The 19,161-nt window shown below is 59.0% G+C and carries 20 protein-coding genes; 10 read left to right on the top strand and 10 right to left on the bottom strand.

The features are described from left to right. Positions 1-88 precede the first annotated feature (88 nt). Positions 89-1,024 carry a ribosome biogenesis GTPase YlqF gene (gene ylqF, locus V8J88_RS03345; protein WP_338847769.1) on the bottom strand — a complete coding sequence of 312 codons (936 nt, stop codon included), beginning with the start codon at positions 1,022-1,024 and terminating at the stop codon, positions 89-91. 139 nt (positions 1,025-1,163) lie between these two features. Here ylqF and V8J88_RS03340 point away from each other — a divergent pair, with 139 nt between their 5' ends. Continuing rightward, positions 1,164-2,066 carry a cupin-like domain-containing protein gene (locus V8J88_RS03340; protein ID WP_338847768.1) on the top strand — a complete coding sequence of 301 codons (903 nt, stop codon included), beginning with the start codon at positions 1,164-1,166 and terminating at the stop codon, positions 2,064-2,066. Between the two features lie 78 nt (positions 2,067-2,144). On the opposite strand, the gene lysA is transcribed toward V8J88_RS03340, so the two are convergent. Beyond that, on the bottom strand, positions 2,145-3,470 hold the full coding sequence (gene lysA, locus V8J88_RS03335; protein ID WP_338847766.1) for a diaminopimelate decarboxylase: 1,326 nt from the start codon (positions 3,468-3,470) through the stop codon (positions 2,145-2,147). Between the two features lie 207 nt (positions 3,471-3,677). Between lysA and V8J88_RS03330 the strand changes: the two genes are divergently transcribed. Next, positions 3,678-4,598 carry a LysR family transcriptional regulator gene (locus V8J88_RS03330; RefSeq protein WP_338847765.1) on the top strand — a complete coding sequence of 307 codons (921 nt, stop codon included), beginning with the start codon at positions 3,678-3,680 and terminating at the stop codon, positions 4,596-4,598. Between the two features lie 139 nt (positions 4,599-4,737). Here V8J88_RS03330 and V8J88_RS03325 read toward each other — a convergent pair whose 3' ends face one another. The 8 genes from V8J88_RS03325 to gyrA are packed head-to-tail and all read right to left on the bottom strand — an operon-like array spanning position 4,738 to position 13,970. Beyond that, the gene (locus tag V8J88_RS03325) at positions 4,738-5,061 is read right to left on the bottom strand and encodes a helix-hairpin-helix domain-containing protein (protein WP_338847763.1); all 324 of its coding nucleotides are present in this window, start codon (positions 5,059-5,061) and stop codon (positions 4,738-4,740) included. Further along, positions 5,027-6,358 carry a 3-phosphoshikimate 1-carboxyvinyltransferase gene (aroA, locus tag V8J88_RS03320; RefSeq protein ID WP_338847762.1) on the bottom strand — a complete coding sequence of 444 codons (1,332 nt, stop codon included), beginning with the start codon at positions 6,356-6,358 and terminating at the stop codon, positions 5,027-5,029. Before aroA ends, V8J88_RS03325 begins: the two co-directional genes overlap by 35 nt. Next, positions 6,355-7,263 (bottom strand): prephenate dehydrogenase/arogenate dehydrogenase family protein, encoded by a 909-nt coding sequence (locus V8J88_RS03315; RefSeq protein ID WP_338847761.1) that lies wholly within the window; start codon positions 7,261-7,263, stop codon positions 6,355-6,357. The genes aroA and V8J88_RS03315 overlap by 4 nt, the downstream gene beginning before the upstream one ends. Further along, positions 7,260-8,378 carry a histidinol-phosphate transaminase gene (hisC, locus tag V8J88_RS03310; protein WP_338847760.1) on the bottom strand — a complete coding sequence of 373 codons (1,119 nt, stop codon included), beginning with the start codon at positions 8,376-8,378 and terminating at the stop codon, positions 7,260-7,262. The genes V8J88_RS03315 and hisC overlap by 4 nt, the downstream gene beginning before the upstream one ends. 30 nt (positions 8,379-8,408) lie before the next feature. After that, entirely contained in the window at positions 8,409-9,533 is a 1,125-nt protein-coding gene (pheA, locus tag V8J88_RS03305) for a prephenate dehydratase (RefSeq protein WP_338847759.1), read from the bottom strand. 27 nt (positions 9,534-9,560) lie between these two features. Next, positions 9,561-10,664 (bottom strand): 3-phosphoserine/phosphohydroxythreonine transaminase, encoded by a 1,104-nt coding sequence (gene serC / locus V8J88_RS03300; RefSeq protein WP_338847758.1) that lies wholly within the window; start codon positions 10,662-10,664, stop codon positions 9,561-9,563. A 49-nt stretch (positions 10,665-10,713) separates the two neighbouring features. Then, positions 10,714-11,325 (bottom strand): DUF2059 domain-containing protein, encoded by a 612-nt coding sequence (locus V8J88_RS03295; protein WP_338847756.1) that lies wholly within the window; start codon positions 11,323-11,325, stop codon positions 10,714-10,716. Between the two features lie 17 nt (positions 11,326-11,342). Next, the gene (gene gyrA, locus V8J88_RS03290) at positions 11,343-13,970 is read right to left on the bottom strand and encodes a DNA gyrase subunit A (RefSeq protein ID WP_338847755.1); all 2,628 of its coding nucleotides are present in this window, start codon (positions 13,968-13,970) and stop codon (positions 11,343-11,345) included. A 310-nt stretch (positions 13,971-14,280) separates the two neighbouring features. Here gyrA and V8J88_RS03285 point away from each other — a divergent pair, with 310 nt between their 5' ends. The 8 genes from V8J88_RS03285 (at position 14,281) to V8J88_RS03250 (ending at position 19,087) form a co-directional block, all read left to right on the top strand. Next, the gene (locus V8J88_RS03285; protein WP_338847754.1) at positions 14,281-15,018 is read left to right on the top strand and encodes an OmpA family protein; all 738 of its coding nucleotides are present in this window, start codon (positions 14,281-14,283) and stop codon (positions 15,016-15,018) included. 131 nt (positions 15,019-15,149) lie between these two features. Next, positions 15,150-15,368 (top strand): hypothetical protein, encoded by a 219-nt coding sequence (locus V8J88_RS03280; RefSeq protein ID WP_338847753.1) that lies wholly within the window; start codon positions 15,150-15,152, stop codon positions 15,366-15,368. Continuing rightward, positions 15,365-16,114 carry an OmpA family protein gene (locus tag V8J88_RS03275; protein ID WP_338847752.1) on the top strand — a complete coding sequence of 250 codons (750 nt, stop codon included), beginning with the start codon at positions 15,365-15,367 and terminating at the stop codon, positions 16,112-16,114. Before V8J88_RS03280 ends, V8J88_RS03275 begins: the two co-directional genes overlap by 4 nt. A gap of 142 nt (positions 16,115-16,256) precedes the next feature. Further along, positions 16,257-16,952 carry a bifunctional 2-polyprenyl-6-hydroxyphenol methylase/3-demethylubiquinol 3-O-methyltransferase UbiG gene (gene ubiG, locus V8J88_RS03270; RefSeq protein WP_338847750.1) on the top strand — a complete coding sequence of 232 codons (696 nt, stop codon included), beginning with the start codon at positions 16,257-16,259 and terminating at the stop codon, positions 16,950-16,952. After that, positions 16,952-17,629 carry an HAD-IA family hydrolase gene (locus V8J88_RS03265; protein WP_338847749.1) on the top strand — a complete coding sequence of 226 codons (678 nt, stop codon included), beginning with the start codon at positions 16,952-16,954 and terminating at the stop codon, positions 17,627-17,629. The genes ubiG and V8J88_RS03265 overlap by 1 nt, the downstream gene beginning before the upstream one ends. 10 nt (positions 17,630-17,639) lie before the next feature. Next, the gene (locus V8J88_RS03260) at positions 17,640-17,930 is read left to right on the top strand and encodes a hypothetical protein (protein ID WP_338847748.1); all 291 of its coding nucleotides are present in this window, start codon (positions 17,640-17,642) and stop codon (positions 17,928-17,930) included. 81 nt (positions 17,931-18,011) lie between these two features. Beyond that, the gene (locus V8J88_RS03255; RefSeq protein WP_338847747.1) at positions 18,012-18,677 is read left to right on the top strand and encodes a hypothetical protein; all 666 of its coding nucleotides are present in this window, start codon (positions 18,012-18,014) and stop codon (positions 18,675-18,677) included. After that, positions 18,671-19,087, top strand: a complete 417-nt coding sequence (locus V8J88_RS03250; RefSeq protein WP_338847746.1) for a hypothetical protein — start codon at positions 18,671-18,673, stop codon at positions 19,085-19,087. Before V8J88_RS03255 ends, V8J88_RS03250 begins: the two co-directional genes overlap by 7 nt. The last annotated feature ends 74 nt before the right edge of the window (positions 19,088-19,161 follow it).

Genomic DNA, 19,161 nt, shown 5'->3' with positions numbered 1-19,161 from the left:
CTGCTGTCAGCTTTTCACAACGGGGCAAAAGGCGCGGCAGTGCGCGCCTGCTGCGGCGTTGCCAGGGTGGCGCGCAGATTTCAGCATATCACCCGGCTTGCTCCAATTCGGCGCGCGCCTGCTGCTGTTCGGCCTGGCGGCGCTCATATTCTGCGCGCTCGCTGGCAAAGCGTTCCAGCGCGGCCTGGCGGCTGCGCGGGGTTTCCAGGCTGATGCGGCCTAAAGCGCCGCTGCGATAGTCCACCAGCAGAACATGGGAGGCTTTTTCCAGATCGAATTCGCCGCCCTTGATGCGCAAACCGCGCCGCTGCGCCACCTGTTCCAGCACGCCCACGCCATCCAGTCCGTCGCAGGCAAAGCCATAGCGGCTGCTGAGCAATTGCGGGTAGCGTTCGAGCAGGATGCCGCCCAAAAAGGCAGCCACTTCTTCTTCCACAATCGCATTCACGCCTACCGCATGGGATGCGGCCAGCATCAAGCCGTCATCCGGCATCTCGATTTTCGGCCACAGCATGCCGGGGGTATCGACCAGCACCATGTGTTTGCCCAGATACAAACGCTGTTGGGTTTTGGTGACTGCCGGCTCATCGCCGACTTTGGCGACGCGCTTTTTCAACAGCGCATTCATGAGGGTGGATTTGCCGACATTGGGAATGCCCATGATCATCATGCGCAGCGGCTTGGTCGGTACGCCGCGATGCGGGGCCAGGCGCTGGCAAAAGGCGGGGATTTTATTCACATCGCCCGGCTTTTTACAGCTGATGGCTAACACATGGGTGTCTTTTTGCGCCTGGAAGTAAGCCGCCCATTCGCTGGTGGCTTGCGGGTCGGCCAGGTCGGATTTGTTCAGGATTTTCAAACAGGGGCGCTGTCGGTGCAGGCGCAATTGTTCGACCATGGGGTTGCTGGACGCCAGCGGCAGGCGCGCATCCAGGACTTCGATCACCAAATCGGTGTCTTCCATCGTCTCTGCGGCTTTTTTGCGCGCAGCATTCATGTGACCGGGGAACCATTGGATGGACATGGGCGTCAAGCTTTATAAAAGTCAAAAGGGCGATATTTTACGCGATTGCGGCATTCTCTGCCCTGTCAGCATACATCCCGCTTGGCGCACGTTACAATCCTGTCTTGCCTGCCCCCGCAATTTTTTTTCTGCGCACACCATGAAACCCTGCCCTTTTCCTGAATATTCACAAGATTTTCCCACAGCCAGCCAGCTGCAAAGCGCTGCGCAACCCGTGATTTTGCGCGGCGTGGTGGCGCATTGGCCGGGCGTGTCCAAGGCGCTGCAGGGGCCGCAAGCATTGTTGGAATGGCTGGCGGCGCAGGATGCGGGGCAAAGCGTGGAGGCGATTTTGCTGCGCCCCGAGGAAAACGGGCGGGTGTTTTACAACGCGCAGATGGATGGTTTTAATTTTTTCCGCAAGCCGCTCACGGTCTCGGCTGCACTGGAGCAATTGGCGCGCTATTCGCATTTTGCGAACCCGCCTTCAATGGCGATTCAAAGCGCGCCGCTGGCGGACTGTCTGCCGGGGGTCTTGGCCAGCCACCGCATGCCGCTGTTGGATGAGGCGGTGGCGCCGCGCATCTGGATCGGCAACCGGATTTTGACGCCGGCGCATTTTGATGAATCATGCAATATCGCCTGTGTCATGGCGGGACGGCGCCGCTTTACTTTACTGCCGCCGGAACAGGTCGGCAATCTGTATATCGGCCCGCTCGATTTTGCGCCCACGCCAACTCCTATCAGTCTGGCCGATTTACGCCGCCCCGATTTGCTGCGCATGCCGCGTTTGCAGCAGGCGCTGGAGGCTGCGCACACAGTCGAATTGGCCCCGGGCGATGCGCTGTATATTCCGCCGCTGTGGTGGCATCAGGTCGAATCGCTGGCAGATTTGAATGTGCTGGTGAATTACTGGTGGCCGGCGCATCAGCAGCAAGAGGGACAGCACGCGGCGATTTCCTGCCTGCTGCATTGCTTGCGGCATATGGGGCATTTGTCGGCGGCGGAAAAACAGGGCTGGCAGGCGCTGTTCGGGCATTATTTGTTTAACCCGGCGCCATAAAGAAAAAGCGGCTGTTTTGCAAAGCAAAAGCAGCCGCAGAAAAAACAGCAATGCCGTTCGGGAAAACGGCGCCTGCTGTCAGAGCGAGTCTTGACTGAAAGCCTGATCCAGGCAGGCCAGTTCGTGCCGCACCAGATCCTGTTGCACTTCGGCCTGGCGGATTAAGCGGTGTTGCGTCCCGTGCACCAGCACTTCCGCAGGCCGGCCGCGCGAATTGTATTGGCTGGCCATGCTCATGCCATATGCGCCGCAGGAAAACACCGCCAGCAATCCGCCCTGCTGCAGATTGGGCAAGGGCCGGCCCAGGGCCAGATAATCGCCGGTTTCACAGATCGGCCCGACCACATCCAGCGGCTGCAGATCGGCGCGCGCCGCGCCGCAGACTTGCAGCCAATCGCCTTGCGCCTGCGGGTCGCGGGTCGGCCACATGCTGTGCCAAGCTTCATACAAGGTGGGACGCAACAGAGTATGCATGCCGGCGTCCATGATGGCGATGCGCTGTTCCCAGCCCTGTTTCACATATTCGACCCGGCTCAACAAGACGCCGGCATTGGCGGCGATGGCGCGTCCCGGTTCGAGTAAGAAATGCTTGCCGGCGGCGCGCCAGGCTTGCAGGCGGGCGCTTAAAATCGCGCCGATTTTCTGCACGCTGTCATGCTGCTCGCCCGCTTTGCCATAGCTGACCGGAAAGCCGCCGCCCAGATTGATGAATTCAATCTGCCGCCCGGCTTTGTGTAAATCACGTTCCAATAATTCGAGGCGGTCGAGCGCTTGCAAATATGTCTCAACCGAAGCGATCGGCGACCCCAGATGCACATGCAAGCCGCACACCTTGCTCGCCTTCCAGGGACGCAAGGCCAGCTGGCGCGCTTGCAGCAGCGGAATGCCGAATTTGGTCTGCCGCCCTCCGGTTGCGGTTTTATCGGGTGTGGCGGCATCGGCCACGTCCGGATTGATGCGCAAGGCGACTTGCGCCTGCACTTGCATGGAAGCCGCCAGCGCATCCAGGCGCTCCAACTCGCCTTCGGATTCGACGTTGAATAAAAACACCCCGGCTTGCAGCGCAAATTGCAATTCCTGGGCGGATTTGCCGACGCCGGCGAAAACAATTTTTTCCGCCGCCACGCCGGCGCGCAAGGCGCGCTGCAATTCGCCGCCGCTGACCACATCCATGCCGGCGCCATGCTGGCCGAGCAAACGCAAAATCGATAAATTGGGACAGCTCTTGATCGAAAAACAGAGCAAGGGCGACAAGGCGGAAAAAGCGCTGCGCAATTGCGCCAAATTATCCAGCAATGCCTGCTGTGAATAGACATACAGCGGGCTGCCATAACGCGCCGCGAGCGCATCGGCGGACACGCCTTCCAGCATCAATTGCCCGGACTGATAAGAAAAATGACTCATGTGCGAACTCTCTGGGCGAAAAAAAAGAGAGCCCGTCATGGAGAAAATCGGACTGCAAACGCCGTACCCCCGTAACAACGTTTGCAGTCCGTACACCCCTGATTCACACTCTCTATTTGCGAGTTGAATTATGCGGGTTCTGAATAAGCTTGAAAAATATCAATTTTTTGATAGGCTATTCATTTTTGATATAAGGTCAGAACAGGCATGAAATTCAGCGCCCGCCATGTGGAAGTTTTCCGCGCCATCATGACCGCCGGCAGCACCACCGGCGCCGCCAATCTCCTGCACACCTCGCAACCCACCATCAGCCGCGAATTGGCGCGTTTTGAAAAAGTGACGGGTTTGACGCTGTTCAAACGCAGCGCTGGAAAATTGGAGCCGACGGAGCAGGGTTTGGCGCTGTTTGAAGAAGTGCAGCGCAGCTGGTTTGGTCTGGAACGGATTGCGCACACCGCGCAAGCCTTGCGCCAATTCCGCCAGGGACAGATTTCGATTATCTGCCTGCCGGCGTTTTCACAAGCGCTGTTGCCGCGCGTGTGCGCGCGCTTTTGCCGCGCCTTTCCCGGCATCAGCGTGAATATCACACCGGAGGAAACGCCTTTGATGCAGCAGGCTTTGGCGGCGCAGCGCTTTCATCTCGGCTTGAGTGAGGAAGATCATGCGCCGCAAGGGGCCACGCTGGAGATTTTGCTGGCGCTGGATGTGGTCTGCGTCTTGCCTGCGGGACACCCTTTATGCGCCCGCAAAGTCTTGCACCCTGAGGATTTCGCCGATCAGGATTTTATTTATTTCGGCGCGTCTGATCCGTATCGGCAGGCGGTGGATGAGATTTTCCGCCGTCATGGCGTGGCGCGCAGAATGGCAGTCGAAACGCACAGCGCGGCGGCGGTATGCGCCACGGTGAATCTGGGTTTGGGTTTGGCGATTGTGAATCCTTTGAGCGCGCTGGATTATGCCGCGCGCGGTTTGCAGATCCGCCGTTTTTCCGAGGCGGTGCGCTATACCGTCAGCGCGATTATTCCGCAGCACCGGGCGGATTCGGCGATTTTGCAGCACTTCATGCAATCGCTGCGCGCGGAATGTGCGCAGATTGAAGAGGATTTGCAGAAATTGATGGCGGGGTGATGGGGGGATTGGCTCGCTCAAATTTCTTTGGGGATCCACCGGTGTCGGGCGCCGGGTTATCGCTGCGCTCAACCCAGCCTGCATTTTTTTGCTGGCGCCTGCAACTTTGTGTATCTGCGGGTGTGGGGCAGGGCTTCGCTTAGCCTGACACGCGATCTTTCCAATTCCACCACAGCAATTTGCTTTTTTCATGCTGTGCCGGCGCGGTTTCGGCGAAGTACACCGCCAGACGCGCCACGTACAGCCAGCAGCGGTCCACATGGCAGCCCTGGATTTCACATTGGCGTTGATACAGCTGCTGCGGGTCGCGCCCGATGAAGTCTGTCACGGCGCGCAGGCCCTGATCATAAAAATCCTGGGCAATGCTTTTCCCCACGCCGGGAATGCGGCGTAAATCAGCCAGGGCGGCGGCCCTGGCTGTTTCGGCTTCACTCAGGCCTGGCGGTGATTTGCGCGAAGGCATCGAAATAATCCGGGAAGGTTTTCGCCACGCATTTCGGATCAAGAATGCGCATCTTATTACCGCCGCGTAAAGCGCCGTTTAAGCTGGCCAGCGAGAAACACATGGCCATGCGGTGGTCGTCGTAGGTGTGGATGGAGGCGGGCTGAATCTGCGCCGGCGGCGTTACGCGCAGCCAGTCGGCGCCCTCTTCCACCAGCGCGCCGACTTTGCGCAATTCTGCCGCCATGGCGGCGATGCGGTCGGTTTCTTTCACGCGCCAGCTGCCGATATTGCGCAAGATGCTGGGGCCGTCGGCGTATAAGACGGCCACCGCCAAGGTCATGGCGGCGTCCGGAATGTGGTTGCAGTCCAGATCCAGCGCACGCAGGGGGCCGGCGGCGCTGGCTTCGATCCAGTTCGGCCCGCTCTTGATCTCAGCGCCCATCATGGCCAGCGCTTCGGCAAAGCGGATGTCGCCTTGAATCGAATCCGCGCCCACGCCTTCGACCCGCACCGGGCCGCCGGCAATCGCACCGGCCGCCAAAAAGTAGGAGGCGGAAGAGGCGTCGCCTTCAACGTGGATGCTGCCCGGACTGAGGTAGCATTGGCCAGCCGGCACAATGAAGCGCTGCCATTCCTGGCGTTCGACATTGACGCCGAAACGCTGCATCAATTTCAGCGTGATCTCAATATACGGGCGGGAAATCAATTCGCCTTCGACTTCAATCACCACGTCCTGCTCGCGCGCCAGCAAGGGCGCGGCCAGCAGCAAGGCGGTCAGGAATTGGCTGGATACATTGCCGCGCACTTTCAAGGTTTTCGGCACGGGCAAGCCGCGCTGGATGTGCAGCGGCGGAAATCCGGGTTCGCCGGTGTAATCAATGCGGCAGCCTATGCTTTGCAGCGCTTCCACCAGGTCGCCAATCGGGCGTTCGTGCATGCGCGGCACGCCGTGCAGGGTGTAGTCGCCGCCCATCAGCGCCAGGGCCGCAGTCAGGGGACGGATCGCGGTGCCCGCGTTGCCCATGAATAAATCCGCATGCTGGACAGGGAAGCGCCCTGCCGCGCCTTGCACCAGATACGGCCCGCCTTCGCTTTCCTGCTGCCAATGCACGCCCAGGCTTTGCAAGGCGGTCAGCATGACCAGGGTGTCATCTGAGGCGAGCAAATCGAGGATGCGGGTTTCGCCTTGCGCCAGTGCGGCTAACAGCAGGGTGCGGTTGGAAATGCTTTTCGAGCCGGGCAGGCGCACGCAGCCGCTGGCGCGCGAGGATGGGGCCAAGTCGATATGGCGCGGATAATGTTTGACTGCTTTCATGTTGTGCTTCCTGAATTCGGTAGAGGATTGGCCTGGCTTTGCTGCCATTCCTGGCGCGCGCTCTGGGCGCGTGCAAACAGGTCATGCATGGCGGGGCCGTCGGCCTGTTCCAATAATTGCCGCAAATGCTGCAGACTGCTCTGATAGGCGTCCATTTCCTGCAACAAGGCGCTGCGGTTGGCCAGCGCAATGTCGCGCCACATTTCCGGCGAGCTGGCGGCGATGCGGGTGAAGTCGCGAAAACCGCTGGCGGCGTAATTGAAAAATTGTGCGCGTTCAGGCCGCGCGGCCAGCATCTCGACTAAGGCATACGCCAGTAAATGCGGTAAATGGCTGACAGCGGCGAAAATCTGATCGTGTTGTTGCGGGCTTAAGATTTGCACTTGCGCGCCGCAGGCTTGCCACAGCGCGCGCAGGCGGGCAATGTCTTGCGCGCGGTTTTCCGGCAAGGGCGTGAGCACCACTTTGCGGCCCTGGAATAAATCAGCCAGGGCGGCTTCCGGGCCGTGCACTTCACGCCCGGCGATGGGATGGGCGGGAATAAAGCGCCAGCTTTGTGCGCCCAGCACGCTGCGCGCGGCCTCCGCCACATCCTGCTTGGTGCTGCCAACGTCGGAAATCAAAGCCTCTTGCGGCAAGTGCGGCAAGAGGCTTTGCAAAATCGCGCCGGTCTGCGCCACCGGCGCGGCCAGCACGACCAAATCAACAGCCGCGCAGGCTGCTGCGATATCCGCCGGGGGCGCTGAGATGATGCCCAGCGCATGCGCGCGCGCCAGGATCTCCGGCGTGCGCTCCCAGGCGCGAACTTCCTGTACTGCGCCTGCGCGCCGCGCCGCCAATGCCAGCGAGCCGCCGATCAGGCCGACGCCGACAATCAGGACGCGCGCAAACAGGGGCTGATTCAAGCGCGGCCCTCGTCCTGCAGCGCTTTTTGCAAGCCGGCCAGCAGCGCCGCGTTTTCATGCGGCAGGCCGATGGAAATGCGCAGCCATTGCGGCAAACCATAGTTGCCGACCGGGCGCACGATCAAGCCTTGTTTGAGCAAAGCCAGATTGATGCGCGCGCCGGCCCCGTCGTCATCGCCGACTTTGACCAGCACAAAATTGGCATAGGACGGCACATATTCCAGCCCCATGGCTTTGAAGCCTGCGCACAATTGCTGATTGCCCTCATTGTTCAAGGCGGCGGTTTTGGCCAGGAATTCGCTGTCGTTCAAGGCCGCCACGGCGGCGGCTTGCGCCAGCGAGTTGACGTTAAACGGCTGGCGGATGCGGTTCAAAATATCGGTCAGTTCGGCTTGCGCAATTGCAAAGCCGACGCGCAAACCGGCCAGGCCATACGCCTTGGACATGGTGCGCGAGATCAAGAGATTCGGGAATTCTTTGAGCCAGGCCACGGCGTCATATTGCAAGTCCGCCGGCAGGTATTCGTTATACGCTTCGTCCAGCACCACCACCACGCGTTGCGGGATTTTTTTCAGGAAGGCGTGCAGGGCGTCCGGCGCGATGAAGGCGCCGGTCGGGTTGTTGGGATTGGCGACATAGATCAGCTTGGTGTCGTCCTGCACGGCAGCGGCCATGGCGTCCAGATCGTGGCCATAGTCGCGCGCCGGGATGCGCAAGGCGCGTCCGCCCACGGCTTGCGTGGCCAGCGGATACACGGCGAAAGCGTATTCCGAAAAAATCACCGATTCGCCCGGCGCCACCAGCGCATGCGCGGCCAATTCCAGAATGTCATTGCTGCCATTGCCTAAGGTCAGCCAGTTTTGCGGCACGCCGAAACGGCTGGCCAGCGCGGCTTTCAAATCGAAGCCGTTTGCATCCGGGTAGCGCGCCAGATCGGCCATCGCGCTTTGCATCGCCGCCACGCTGGAGGCGGGAACGCCAAGCGGGTTTTCATTCGAGGCCAGTTTGATGATTTTGCTTTCATCCAGGCCGAATTCGCGCGCCACTTCAGAAATCGGTTTGCCGGCTTGATATGGGGCCAGCGCTCTTACGTAATCCAAACCAAATACGGACATGATTCGCTCTCTTTCGCTTGTGCAGTTTGCTCAGTTTGTATCATCTTGCGGCAAGGGCAAGGCTTCCCTGTCCTGCGCAGAAACGCAGAGCGGATAGGAGCCAAGCATTTTGAAAAACGCCGCCTGTTCTTTCAGCTCGGCCAGCGCGCGCGCCACATGGGCGTCATGCGCATGGCCTTCCATATCGACATAAAAATAATATTCCCAGGCGCCCATGCGCGCCGGGCGCGATTCAAAGCGCGTCATTGACACGCCATGGGTGGCCAGCGGCGCTAACATGTTGTACACCGCGCCGGCTTTGTTCGGCACGGCAAACACAATCGAGGTCTGGTCGCGCCCGGACGGCAGGGTTTGCAGATTGCCCAGCACGGCAAAGCGGGTGCGGTTGTGCGGGTCGTCTTGAATTGAGGAATTCACCACTTGCAAGCCATATTGCTGGCCCGCCAATTCGCTCGCAATCGCGGCCAGGCTGTCATCCGCGCCGGCGCGCCGCGCCGCTTCGCCGTTGGAGGCCATGGCGATGCGTTCGATATCGGGATAATGCAAGTTCAACCAGGCCTGGCATTGCGCCAGCGCTTGCGAGTGCGCGCAAATTGCTTTCACGCCTTGCATATCGCCGCGCTTGCTCATTAAACTGTGGCGCACCGGAATTGAGACTTCGCCGGAAATCAGCAAGGTGGTTTGCAGCAGCAAATCCAGGGTGCGGTTGACTGCGCCTTCGCTCGAATTTTCCACCGGGGCCACGCCAAAATCAGCGGTGCCGGCTTCCGCCGCGCGGAATACTTCATCAATCGAGACGCAGGGCAGCCCCTCCACCGCCGAGCCGAATTGCTGATACACCGCCTGTTCGCTGAAGGTGCCGGACGGGCCGAGATAGGACACCACCACGCGCCGCTCCAGCGCGCGGCAGGACGACATGATTTCGCGGAAAATGGTTTGAATATCGTGCGCCGCCAGCGGGCCGCGATTGTGATCGGCCACTTTGCGCAAGACCTGGGCTTCGCGTTCGGGACGGAACACCGGGGCCTGGGTTTCAGACTTGATATGGCCGACCAGTTGCGCCACGCGCGCGCGTTGCGACAGCAGGTCGAGAATTTGCGCGTCAATCGCATCGATCTGTTCGCGCAAGGGTTTTAAACGGTCATCATTGATCATGGAAGGGACTCACCAGAAGCACGCCGGCTAACCATGCCGGCGCGCGAATGCATCGAGGAATTCTGTCAGCGCAATCACGCCCGGCAAAGGCATCGCATTGTAGATCGATGCACGCATGCCGCCGACGGACTTGTGGCCCTTGAGTTGCAGCAAACCGGCTTCTTTGGCTTGCGCCAAAAAGCTGGCGTTGAGATTGTCGTCGCGCAAAAAGAACGGTACGTTCATGCGCGAACGGAATGGCGCTTGCACCGGGATACGGTAGAAGGCCTGATTTTTTTCGAGGCAGGCGTACAGCAAATCGGCTTTTTGCTTGTTGCGCGCTTCCAGCGCCGCCACCCCGCCTTCGCGTTTAATCCATTGAAACACCAGGCCGGCGATGTAAATGCCCCAGGTCGGCGGGGTATTCAGCATGGAATTATTCGCCGCCACCTGGCTCCAGTCAAAAGCCGTGGGACAGACAGACATCGCGCCGCCAAGCAGATCTTCGCGCACCAGCACAATGGTGAGGCCGGCGGGGCCGATGTTTTTTTGCGCACCGGCGAAAATCACGCCGTAGTCTGCCACCCGGATGGCTTTGGACAGAATATGCGATGACATATCCGCCACCACCGGAATATCAGGGCGCGCGGCTTGCGGCGCGAAAGGAAATTCCACGCCGTGTATGGTTTCGTTGGTGCAAACGTGCAGATATGCGGCGTCATCGCGCAAGCGCCAGCTGGCCGGATCGGGCACGCAGGAAAAACCTTGCGCTTCGCTGCTGGCGGCCACGTTCACACTGGCGTATTTGTGCGCTTCTTTGATGGATTTGCCAGACCAGGCGCCGCTGTGCACGAAGTCGATTACGCGCTGTTCCTGCGGCTTGCGGCCTAACAGGTTGAGCGGAACGATGGCGTTTTCCCCCATTCCGCCGCCTTGCAGAAACAGGATTTTGTAATGCGCCGGGACTTGCAATAATTCGCGCAAATCATCCAGCGCCTGCTGATGGATTTGCATGAATTCCGGGCCGCGATGACTCATTTCCATCACCGACATGCCGCTGCCATGCCAATCCAGCATTTCCGCTGCCGCCTGCGCCAGCACTTCCTTGGGCAGGACTGCCGGGCCGGCAGAAAAATTGAACACCTCGCTCACTGCTCACCCCTTGTGAAATGACAGGGGTCGCCCCCTGTCAGACTGTGGATTACTTGGCGTGCTCCACAGCGAATTTTTCGATTTGTTGCTGCAGACGCGGCATGATGGTTTTTTGTCCCAGCATGCTGGCTTCGCCCATCGCTTGCGGGAAGGCTTGCAGGGCTTTCACGCCAATCGGCGTTTTGTAGAAAGCAGCCAGCTGGCGCAGTTCATCGGCTTTGAAATGACGCGCGAACACGGTCGCGGTTTCTTTTTCCAGTCCGTCCCACATCTTGTTGTCACCCAGCAGCGCATTGCCCATCTTGGTGGCGGCTTCCGGCGCATCTTTTTCGGCCTTGGCCATGGCGGCTTTCTTTTGCTCGTCGCCCAGCTTGCCCTTGCCCAGTTCCTGATGCGTGGATTGCATCAGCGCCATCGGCAGGTTTTGCAGCAGCATGCGCACCGAAGCGGCGGTGGAGTCGCGGTATTTCATCACGGCCAGCAATTCGCGTGCGGCTTTTTCAGCTTCCGGGCTGGGCGGCGGGGCCGGTTTGGCGTCCGCTGCGCCATGCGAATGGCCATGGCTGTGGCCGGCATGCGCCGACGCGCTGGCTTGCGCCAGAGAGGATTGGGAAGCCAGCAAAGCCAGCGAAGCAACTGCGCATGCAATCATTTTTTTCATGGATTTTCCTTGTTTCATCATTCGGCGGCGGGGGCGGCGCCCTCGCCGTTAGTGTTGCTGTCTTCTTCCGCATCGGCTTCGACGATGCGCTGCAGGCCGGACAGACGGGTGCCGTCTTCGACTGCAATCAGAGTCACGCCCTGAGTGGCGCGCCCCATTTCCCGGATTTCCGAGACACGCGTGCGGATTAACACGCCACCGGTGGTGATCAGCATGATTTCATCAGTCTGATCCACCAGGGTGGCGGCCACCACGCGCCCGTTGCGCTCGGAGGTTTGAATCGCGATCATGCCCTTGGTGCCGCGTCCGTGGCGGGTGTACTCGCCAATCGGGGTGCGCTTGCCGTAACCGTTTTCAGTCGCGGTCAACACCGATTGCTGTTCGTTTTCCGCCACCAGCAGGGCAATCACTTGCTGCCCTTCTTCCAGATTCATGCCGCGCACGCCGCGTGCGGTGCGGCCCATCGGGCGCACATCGTTTTCGTCAAAGCGCACTGCTTTGCCGGCGTCGGAGAACAGCATCACATCATGCTGGCCGTCGGTGAGCGCGGCGCCAATCAGGAAATCGCCCTCATCCAGGTCAACCGCAATAATGCCGGCTTTGCGCGGATTGGAGAATTCGGTCAGCGCGGTTTTCTTCACCGTGCCCAGGCTGGTGCCCATGAAGACATAGCGGTCTTCCGGGAAATTGCGGTTTTCGCCCGAGAGCGGCAGAATCACGGTGATCTTTTCGCCTTCCACCAGCGGGAACATATTGATGATCGGCTTGCCGCGCGAGGCGCGCGAGCCTTGCGGCACTTCCCACACTTTCAGCCAGTACATGCGGCCACGGTTGGAGAAGCACAGAATATAGTCGTGGGTGTTGGCGATGAAGAGCTGTTCGATCCAGTCGTCTTCGCGCGTGGCGGCGGCCTGCTTGCCGCGCCCGCCGCGTTTTTGCGCGCGGTATTCCGACAGCGGCTGGCTCTTCATATAGCCGGCGTGCGAGAGTGTCACCACCATATCCTGCGGCGTGATCAGGTCTTCGGTTTCCAGATCAGTCGCGTCCATCACGATTTGCGAACGGCGCGTATCTTTGGCCTCGCCGTATTCGGACAGCACTTGCGCCATTTCGTCTTTGATGATCGCAGTCACACGTTCGGGACGGGCCAGAATGTCCAGCAAGTCGGCGATTTCCGCCATCACTTCCTTATATTCATTGACGATCTTATCCTGCTCCAGACCGGTCAGGCGTTGCAGGCGCATTTGCAGAATTTCCTGCGCCTGCACATCGGACAGGCGGTACAGGCCATTCTTTTGAATGCCGTAATGCGCCGGCAGATTGTCAGGGCGGAAAGCGGCGATGCCGGCGGCATTGTTTTCGCCGGTGCGCGCCAACATTTCACGCACCACCGAGCTGTCCCATTCGCGCTCCATCAAGGCGCTTTTGGCGACCGGCGGGGTGGGCGCGGCTTTGATGATGGCGATGAAATCATCGATATTCGCCAGCGCCACCGCCAGGCCTTCCAGCAAGTGGCCGCGTTCGCGCGCTTTGCGCAGTTCGTACACGGTGCGCCGCGTCACCACTTCGCGCCGGTGCGAGAGGAAGCATTCCAGCATCTGCTTGAGGTTGAGCAGCTTGGGCTGGCCATCCACCAGCGCCACCATATTCATGCCAAAGGTGTCTTGCAGCTGGGTTTGCTTGTACAGATTATTGAGCACCACATCCGGCACTTCATTGCGTTTGAGCTCAATCACCACGCGCATGCCGGATTTATCGGATTCGTCGCGGATATCGGAAATGCCGTCGAGCTTTTTATCTCGCACGTTTTCGGCGATGCGCTCAAGCAGCGACTTTTTATTCACCTGATACGGCAATTCGTCGATGATGATGGCCATCCTGCCGTCTTTGCCGAATTCCTCGAAGTGGGTCTTGGCGCGCATCACAATGCGGCCTCGGCCTGTGCGATAGCCATCGCGCACCCCGGACACGCCGTAAATAATGCCGGCGGTCGGGAAGTCAGGGGCCGGAATGATATTGATCAGTTCATCCACCGTGCATTGCGGATTGGCCAGCAAATGCAGGGCGCCATTGATGACTTCGGTCAGATTGTGCGGCGGGATATTGGTGGCCATACCGACCGCAATGCCGGATGCGCCATTGATTAAGAGATTCGGAATACGGGTCGGCAAAACCGAGGGTTCTTTTTCTTTGCCGTCGTAGTTGGGCACAAAATCGACCGTTTCTTTGTCGATGTCGGCCAGGATTTCATTTGAGATTTTATCCAGGCGGCATTCGGTGTAACGCATCGCCGCCGCATTGTCGCCGTCGATCGAGCCGAAATTGCCCTGCCCGTCCACCAGGGTGTAGCGCAGAGAAAAATCCTGCGCCATGCGCACCAGGGTGTCATAAATGGATTGATCGCCGTGCGGGTGGTATTTACCCATCACATCGCCGACCACGCGCGCGCATTTCACATACGGGCGGTTCCAGACATTATTCATTTCCTGCATCGCATACAGCACCCGGCGATGCACCGGCTTCAAGCCATCCCGCACGTCCGGCAAGGCGCGCCCGACGATCACGCTCATGGCGTAATCGAGATAGCTCTTGCGCATCTCTTCTTCCAGGGAAATGGGGATTGTTTCTTTTGCGAATTGATCCATTGGCTAGCACTGATAGAAGCAAGCAGGCCATAAGCCGCTGCAAAGATTAATCACCGGCAGAAAGAATCTGCCGCAAAGCCGTTGAATGCCGGCCTTATAACCTGCTGATTTTATCATGGCGGCAGGCAGGGCCGGAAAATTTGTCGCAGCGCCGCAGACAAGCGCGCCCGATGCGCCTGATTTTGTCGCGTTAGCCACGCAACAGACGCAAAAGCGCGCGCAATTCCACACAAAGCGCGGCATTTACCGCAAAATAGGGCGATGCAAGGCTCCCGCCCGTTTGGCGTTTCTCAATCTCAAGGAGAAGGATATGCTTTCCAGAACCACGCTCTGCCTCGCCCTGGCCGCACTCAGCGGCGCAGCCTACGCCCAACAAGACATCAAAGCCAACAGCCCCTACAGCGCGTATGTGCAGGACGGGCGCGGCGTAATCGCGCGCAACGCCACCGGCCTGTGCTGGCGCACCGGCTACTGGACCCCGGCTGACGCCGTGGCCGGCTGCGACAAACCACTGGTCCCGGATTGCCGTTCCGGCGAAGAGCTGGTGGACAATAAGTGCGTGAAAAAAGCGCCGGTATGCGGCAGTAATCAACGCCTGGAAGGCGGCGCCTGCGTCGATATCCCGGCGCCGCCCCCGCCGCCAGTCCCGCCGGCCCCGCCGAAACGCTGTGATTTCTCAGCCACCTTCTCGACTGACCAGACATTCGCCTTTAACAAAGCGGTGCTGACCCCGGCGGCCAAGGCGCGCATCGACGCCGAAGTGCTGCCCAAACTCGACACCTGCGCCAAAGTGGATCTGATTGTGATCACCGGCCACGCCGACAAGATCGGCAGCCAGCAATACAATCAGAAACTGTCTGAAAAACGCGCTGACGCGGTGGCTTCCTACCTCAAGTCCAAAGGCGTGGCGACCCAGATCGAAACCATGGGCATGGGCAAAACCCAGGCTATCAAGGCTTGCGATGACAAACTGCCGCGCAAACAGCTGATCGAATGCTTGGCTCCGAACCGGCGCGTGGTGATCGAAGGCAAGGGCGCAGCCAAGTAAGTCCCTGCTCGCTGCGAGATACGGCGCCGCACATCTGCGGCGCCGCAAAAAACCACCCTGCGCGTTGCACAAACGCCACAATACAGCAGAAAGCTGTAACAATTCCCTACCGGCAAGATTATGCCGCATTGATGCGCGCCGGCAATATTTTCCTGTGGGAAGAGCCACGCTCTGCGGGATTTTTCCGCCAGTCAACCTTTTTCCCCGGCGCCGCGTTACGGGTCGAACCGGCCTGCCCGCACTGCAGCAATGCACGTATTGCCTCTGATGCCGTGCTAGAATTGCCGTCGATCTTGTCATCGTTGCGCAGTTTTTCTGCGAATCCAAACACCCGAGAGGAAAAAGAATGAACAAATTCGTCAAATTCGTGATTGCTGCCGCAGCAGCCTTGGCATGCGGTTCCGCACTCGCCAACGACATCAAAGCCAACACCCCCTACAGCGCCTATGTGCAAGATGGCCGTGGCGTAATCGCCCGCAACGCCACCGGCCTGTGCTGGCGCACCGGCTACTGGACCCCGGCTGACGCCGTGGGCGGCTGCGACAAGCCGCTGGTTCCGACCTGCAAAGCGAATGAAGAATTGGTGGACAACAAGTGCGTGCCGAAGAAAGTGGTGTGCGGCGCCAACCAGCGTCTGGAAGGCGACAAGTGCGTTGACATCCCCGCGCCGCCGGTGCAAGTGACCTGCGCTCCGAACGAAGTGCTGCGTGAAGGCAAGTGCGTCAAAGTCGGCCCGATCTCGACCAAAGTCAGCTTCAACGCCGACGCCCTGTTCGACTTCGACAAAGCTGTGCTGAAAAAAGAAGGTAAAGAAAAGCTCGACGACCTGACCTCCAAGCTGCAAGGCGTGGATCTGGAAGTGGTGATCGCAGTTGGTCACACTGACTCGGTCGGTTCTGACGCTTACAACCAAAAACTGTCGCTGCGTCGCGCTGAAGCTGTGAAAGCCTATCTGAAGGGCAAGGGCCTGGATGAAAAGCGTATCTACACCGAAGGCAAGGGCGAAAAATCGCCGGTCGCTGACAACAAGACCGCTGATGGCCGCGCCAAAAACCGTCGCGTTGAAATCGAAGTGGTGGGCGTGAAGAAGAACTGATTCTTCCCCGCTTGACAAAAAACCCCGCATTTTGCGGGGTTTTTTGTTTTCCGCCCGCCGTGATTCCAGCCATACCCGTGCAAAACGCTTGGCCCGCGCCAGGGCTGTTACACTAACGTTTTACGCTCATTTATGCCCGATCATGAACGCCGATCCCCTTGAATTACAAAAATTCAGCGACCTGGCCCACCGCTGGTGGGACCCGCAATCCGAATTCCGCCCCCTGCATGAAATCAATCCCCTGCGCCTGGAATGGATCAATGCGCGCGCGCCGCTGGCTGGCAAAAAAGTGCTGGATGTGGGCTGCGGCGGCGGCATTCTGGCTGAGAGCATGGCGAAAAAAGGGGCCCAGGTCAGCGGCATCGACTTATCTGAAAAAGCCCTGCGCGTAGCCGATTTGCACAGCCTGGAATCAGGCGTGAGCGTGCATTACGAGCTGATTGCCGCCGAAGCCCTGGCCGAACGCGAAGCCGGGCAATACGATGTCGTGACTTGTATGGAAATGCTGGAACATGTGCCGGATCCGCAATCCATCGTCAACGCCTGCGCGCGCCTGACCAAACCGGGTGGACATCTGTTTTTCTCCACCATCAACCGCAATCCAAAATCCTGGCTGTTCGCCATTGTCGGCGCCGAATATGTGTTGCGCATGCTGCCGCGCGGCACTCACGACTATCAAAAATTCATCACCCCGGCGGAGTTATCCGCCTTCCTGCGCAATGCCGGCTTGCAGCTCGATGCGATCAAAGGTTTGACCTACAACCCCTTGAGCAAAGTGTATTCCTTGAATCAGGACACCGATGTGAATTACATGGTGGCCTGTCGCAAGGAGAATTGATGCACGCCCTGCCCCGCCCGCAAGCCGTGCTGTTTGATCTGGACGGCACCCTGCTCGACAGCGCCCCCGATCTGGCCGGCGCCGTGCACGTCATGCAAAACGCCCGTGGCGTCGCTCTGACCGATTACGCACTGCTGCGCGTGCAAGCCTCAAAAGGCGCGCGCGGCCTGCTCGGCGCCGCCTTTGGCATCGACAATCAAGATCCGCAATGGCCGGCCATGCGCGATGAGTTTTTGCGTATTTATGAACAGGCCATGGCTGTGCGCAGCTGCCTGTTTCCGGGCGTACCGGAATTGCTGGACTATCTGCAGCAGCAAGGCATCGCCTGGGGCGTGGTCACCAATAAATTGGCGCGCTTTACGGATGCGCTCTTGCCGCAAGTCGGCCTGGGACACGCCGCCTGCGCCATTTCCGGCGACAGCACGGCGCACCCCAAACCGCATCCGGCCCCCTTGCTGGAAGCGGTGCGCCGGCTGGAACTGCGTCCAGCTGATTGCTGGTATGCAGGCGACGATGCGCGCGACATTGAAGCCGCCCGCGCCGCCGGCATGCCAGGCCTGGCCGCCGCCTGGGGTTATTGCGATGCAGAAGAAATCCCGCACTGGAATGCCACGCACATCTTGCAAAGCGCTGGCGAGTTGACAACCCTGCTGCGCCAATGCGCGCAGCCTGCCTGAGGAGAAAAAAATGCAATCCAAATTTGTCATGCTGTTTGCCGGCTTCCTGCTGGCCGGCGCCAGCCAGGCGCAACCGGCTCCCGGCGGCCAGGGGCCGGGCGGGCAAGGGCCAGGGCAAGGCCCGGGCGGCCATCACGGCCCGCCGGCGGAAGTGCTGAACGCCTGCAAAGGGAAAAAAGAAGGCGATACGGCGCAGATCAAAACCCCGCGCGGCGACACCATCGCCGGACGCTGCCGCCTGGTGCTGGTTCCGGAAATGGGCCAAGGCCAGCAAGTGCAGCGGCAGGGTGCGCCACGCTGACTGCAATGCCGCCAGAAGCCTGTCGGACTTAGAAAAAATCTACTGCAAAACCATCAGAACGGGCCATATCTCACCGTCTTTTTGATCAATAGCTCCGCTATTGACGCTGCAAAGTCGGCAAAATCTATCCTCGCCCTGCTGTTTTTTCGCTACGCTTCTCTAACCCCGACAGGCTCCCAGGCAAGACAGCTGCCTGTCTTGCTTGTCGCGCCCCACTTTTCCATACACCAAGTAGGCACGGCAGGCCATCCACTTTTAAATCAAATCCGCAGCAAAACCGAGACGGTAAGCGTGCAAGGAATCCCCTTTCATGTCATCCTGAGCTATAACAAAGTAGCGGGAATTGATGGATATGTCATCGGCTTAAAATTTTCTGATGCGGAAGGCAGCATGGATTCTGCGAAAGCAAAGCAAGCCAATGGAATTCAAATTGCTTTGGCCATCGCGCACAGGGCTGTACAAATGCTCACCCCTGATCTGCATAGTATCTCGATCCTGGGTTTTTATCTCCTGACTGACGAAATTGAAGCGCGCCGCCCGGGTGGCAGCAGATTAAAAGTCCGCTTGTATAGCAGCCAAGCCGCCGCAATGCATCAAGCGCTTCAACACAAGCTGCAGCATTTGTCGAGATTTACCACTGAAGGAGGCGTTGCGTGGGTGCTCAGCGAGCATCCCCATGCGAATTATGGACAATTTAATGCATTGAAAAGTGAACTTGCCAAACAAATAAGGACAACGTTATGTTAATCCGTCTTGCCAATGATGCTTTAGTTGAATATCCGGATGAGCTGGGAATTTTAGTATTGGCCGATCCAAGTCAGGGCGACGTGCCTGATTTTACATTGGAAGAATTAAATTGCTTAATCAGCGGAGCCTTAGGCATGTTGTATGATGAATCCGCTACCTTGCAGCAAAATATTCATGCCGCCCAAATACATTTCAGCAAATGGGGCATAGCCAGTCCCGCCAATTTAGAAAAAGCCCGCACCCTGCTCGAAGTGTACAAGCAGATTGCGCCGCAAAACATCGGCTATTCAGACTTGCAATTGATCAAATCCGCATACGGCATTCTGAGTCCTGCAGAACTGCAGCGTCATCGCATGTTGGAGCTATCTCCTGCGCCCGCGCAATTGGAGGGAGTCAACAAGGCCTCATAAACGCAAGCAGCCCCCCCGCTGCGACAATCTGTCGCATTCCCCGCGTCATGAATCGCGTTTAAGCTGCGCGTTTA

It is taken from the genome of Massilia sp. W12, assembly GCF_037300705.1.
Classification (GTDB): Bacteria; Pseudomonadota; Gammaproteobacteria; order Burkholderiales; family Burkholderiaceae_D; genus JACPVY01.
This window is presented reverse-complemented; position numbering and strand designations above follow the sequence as displayed.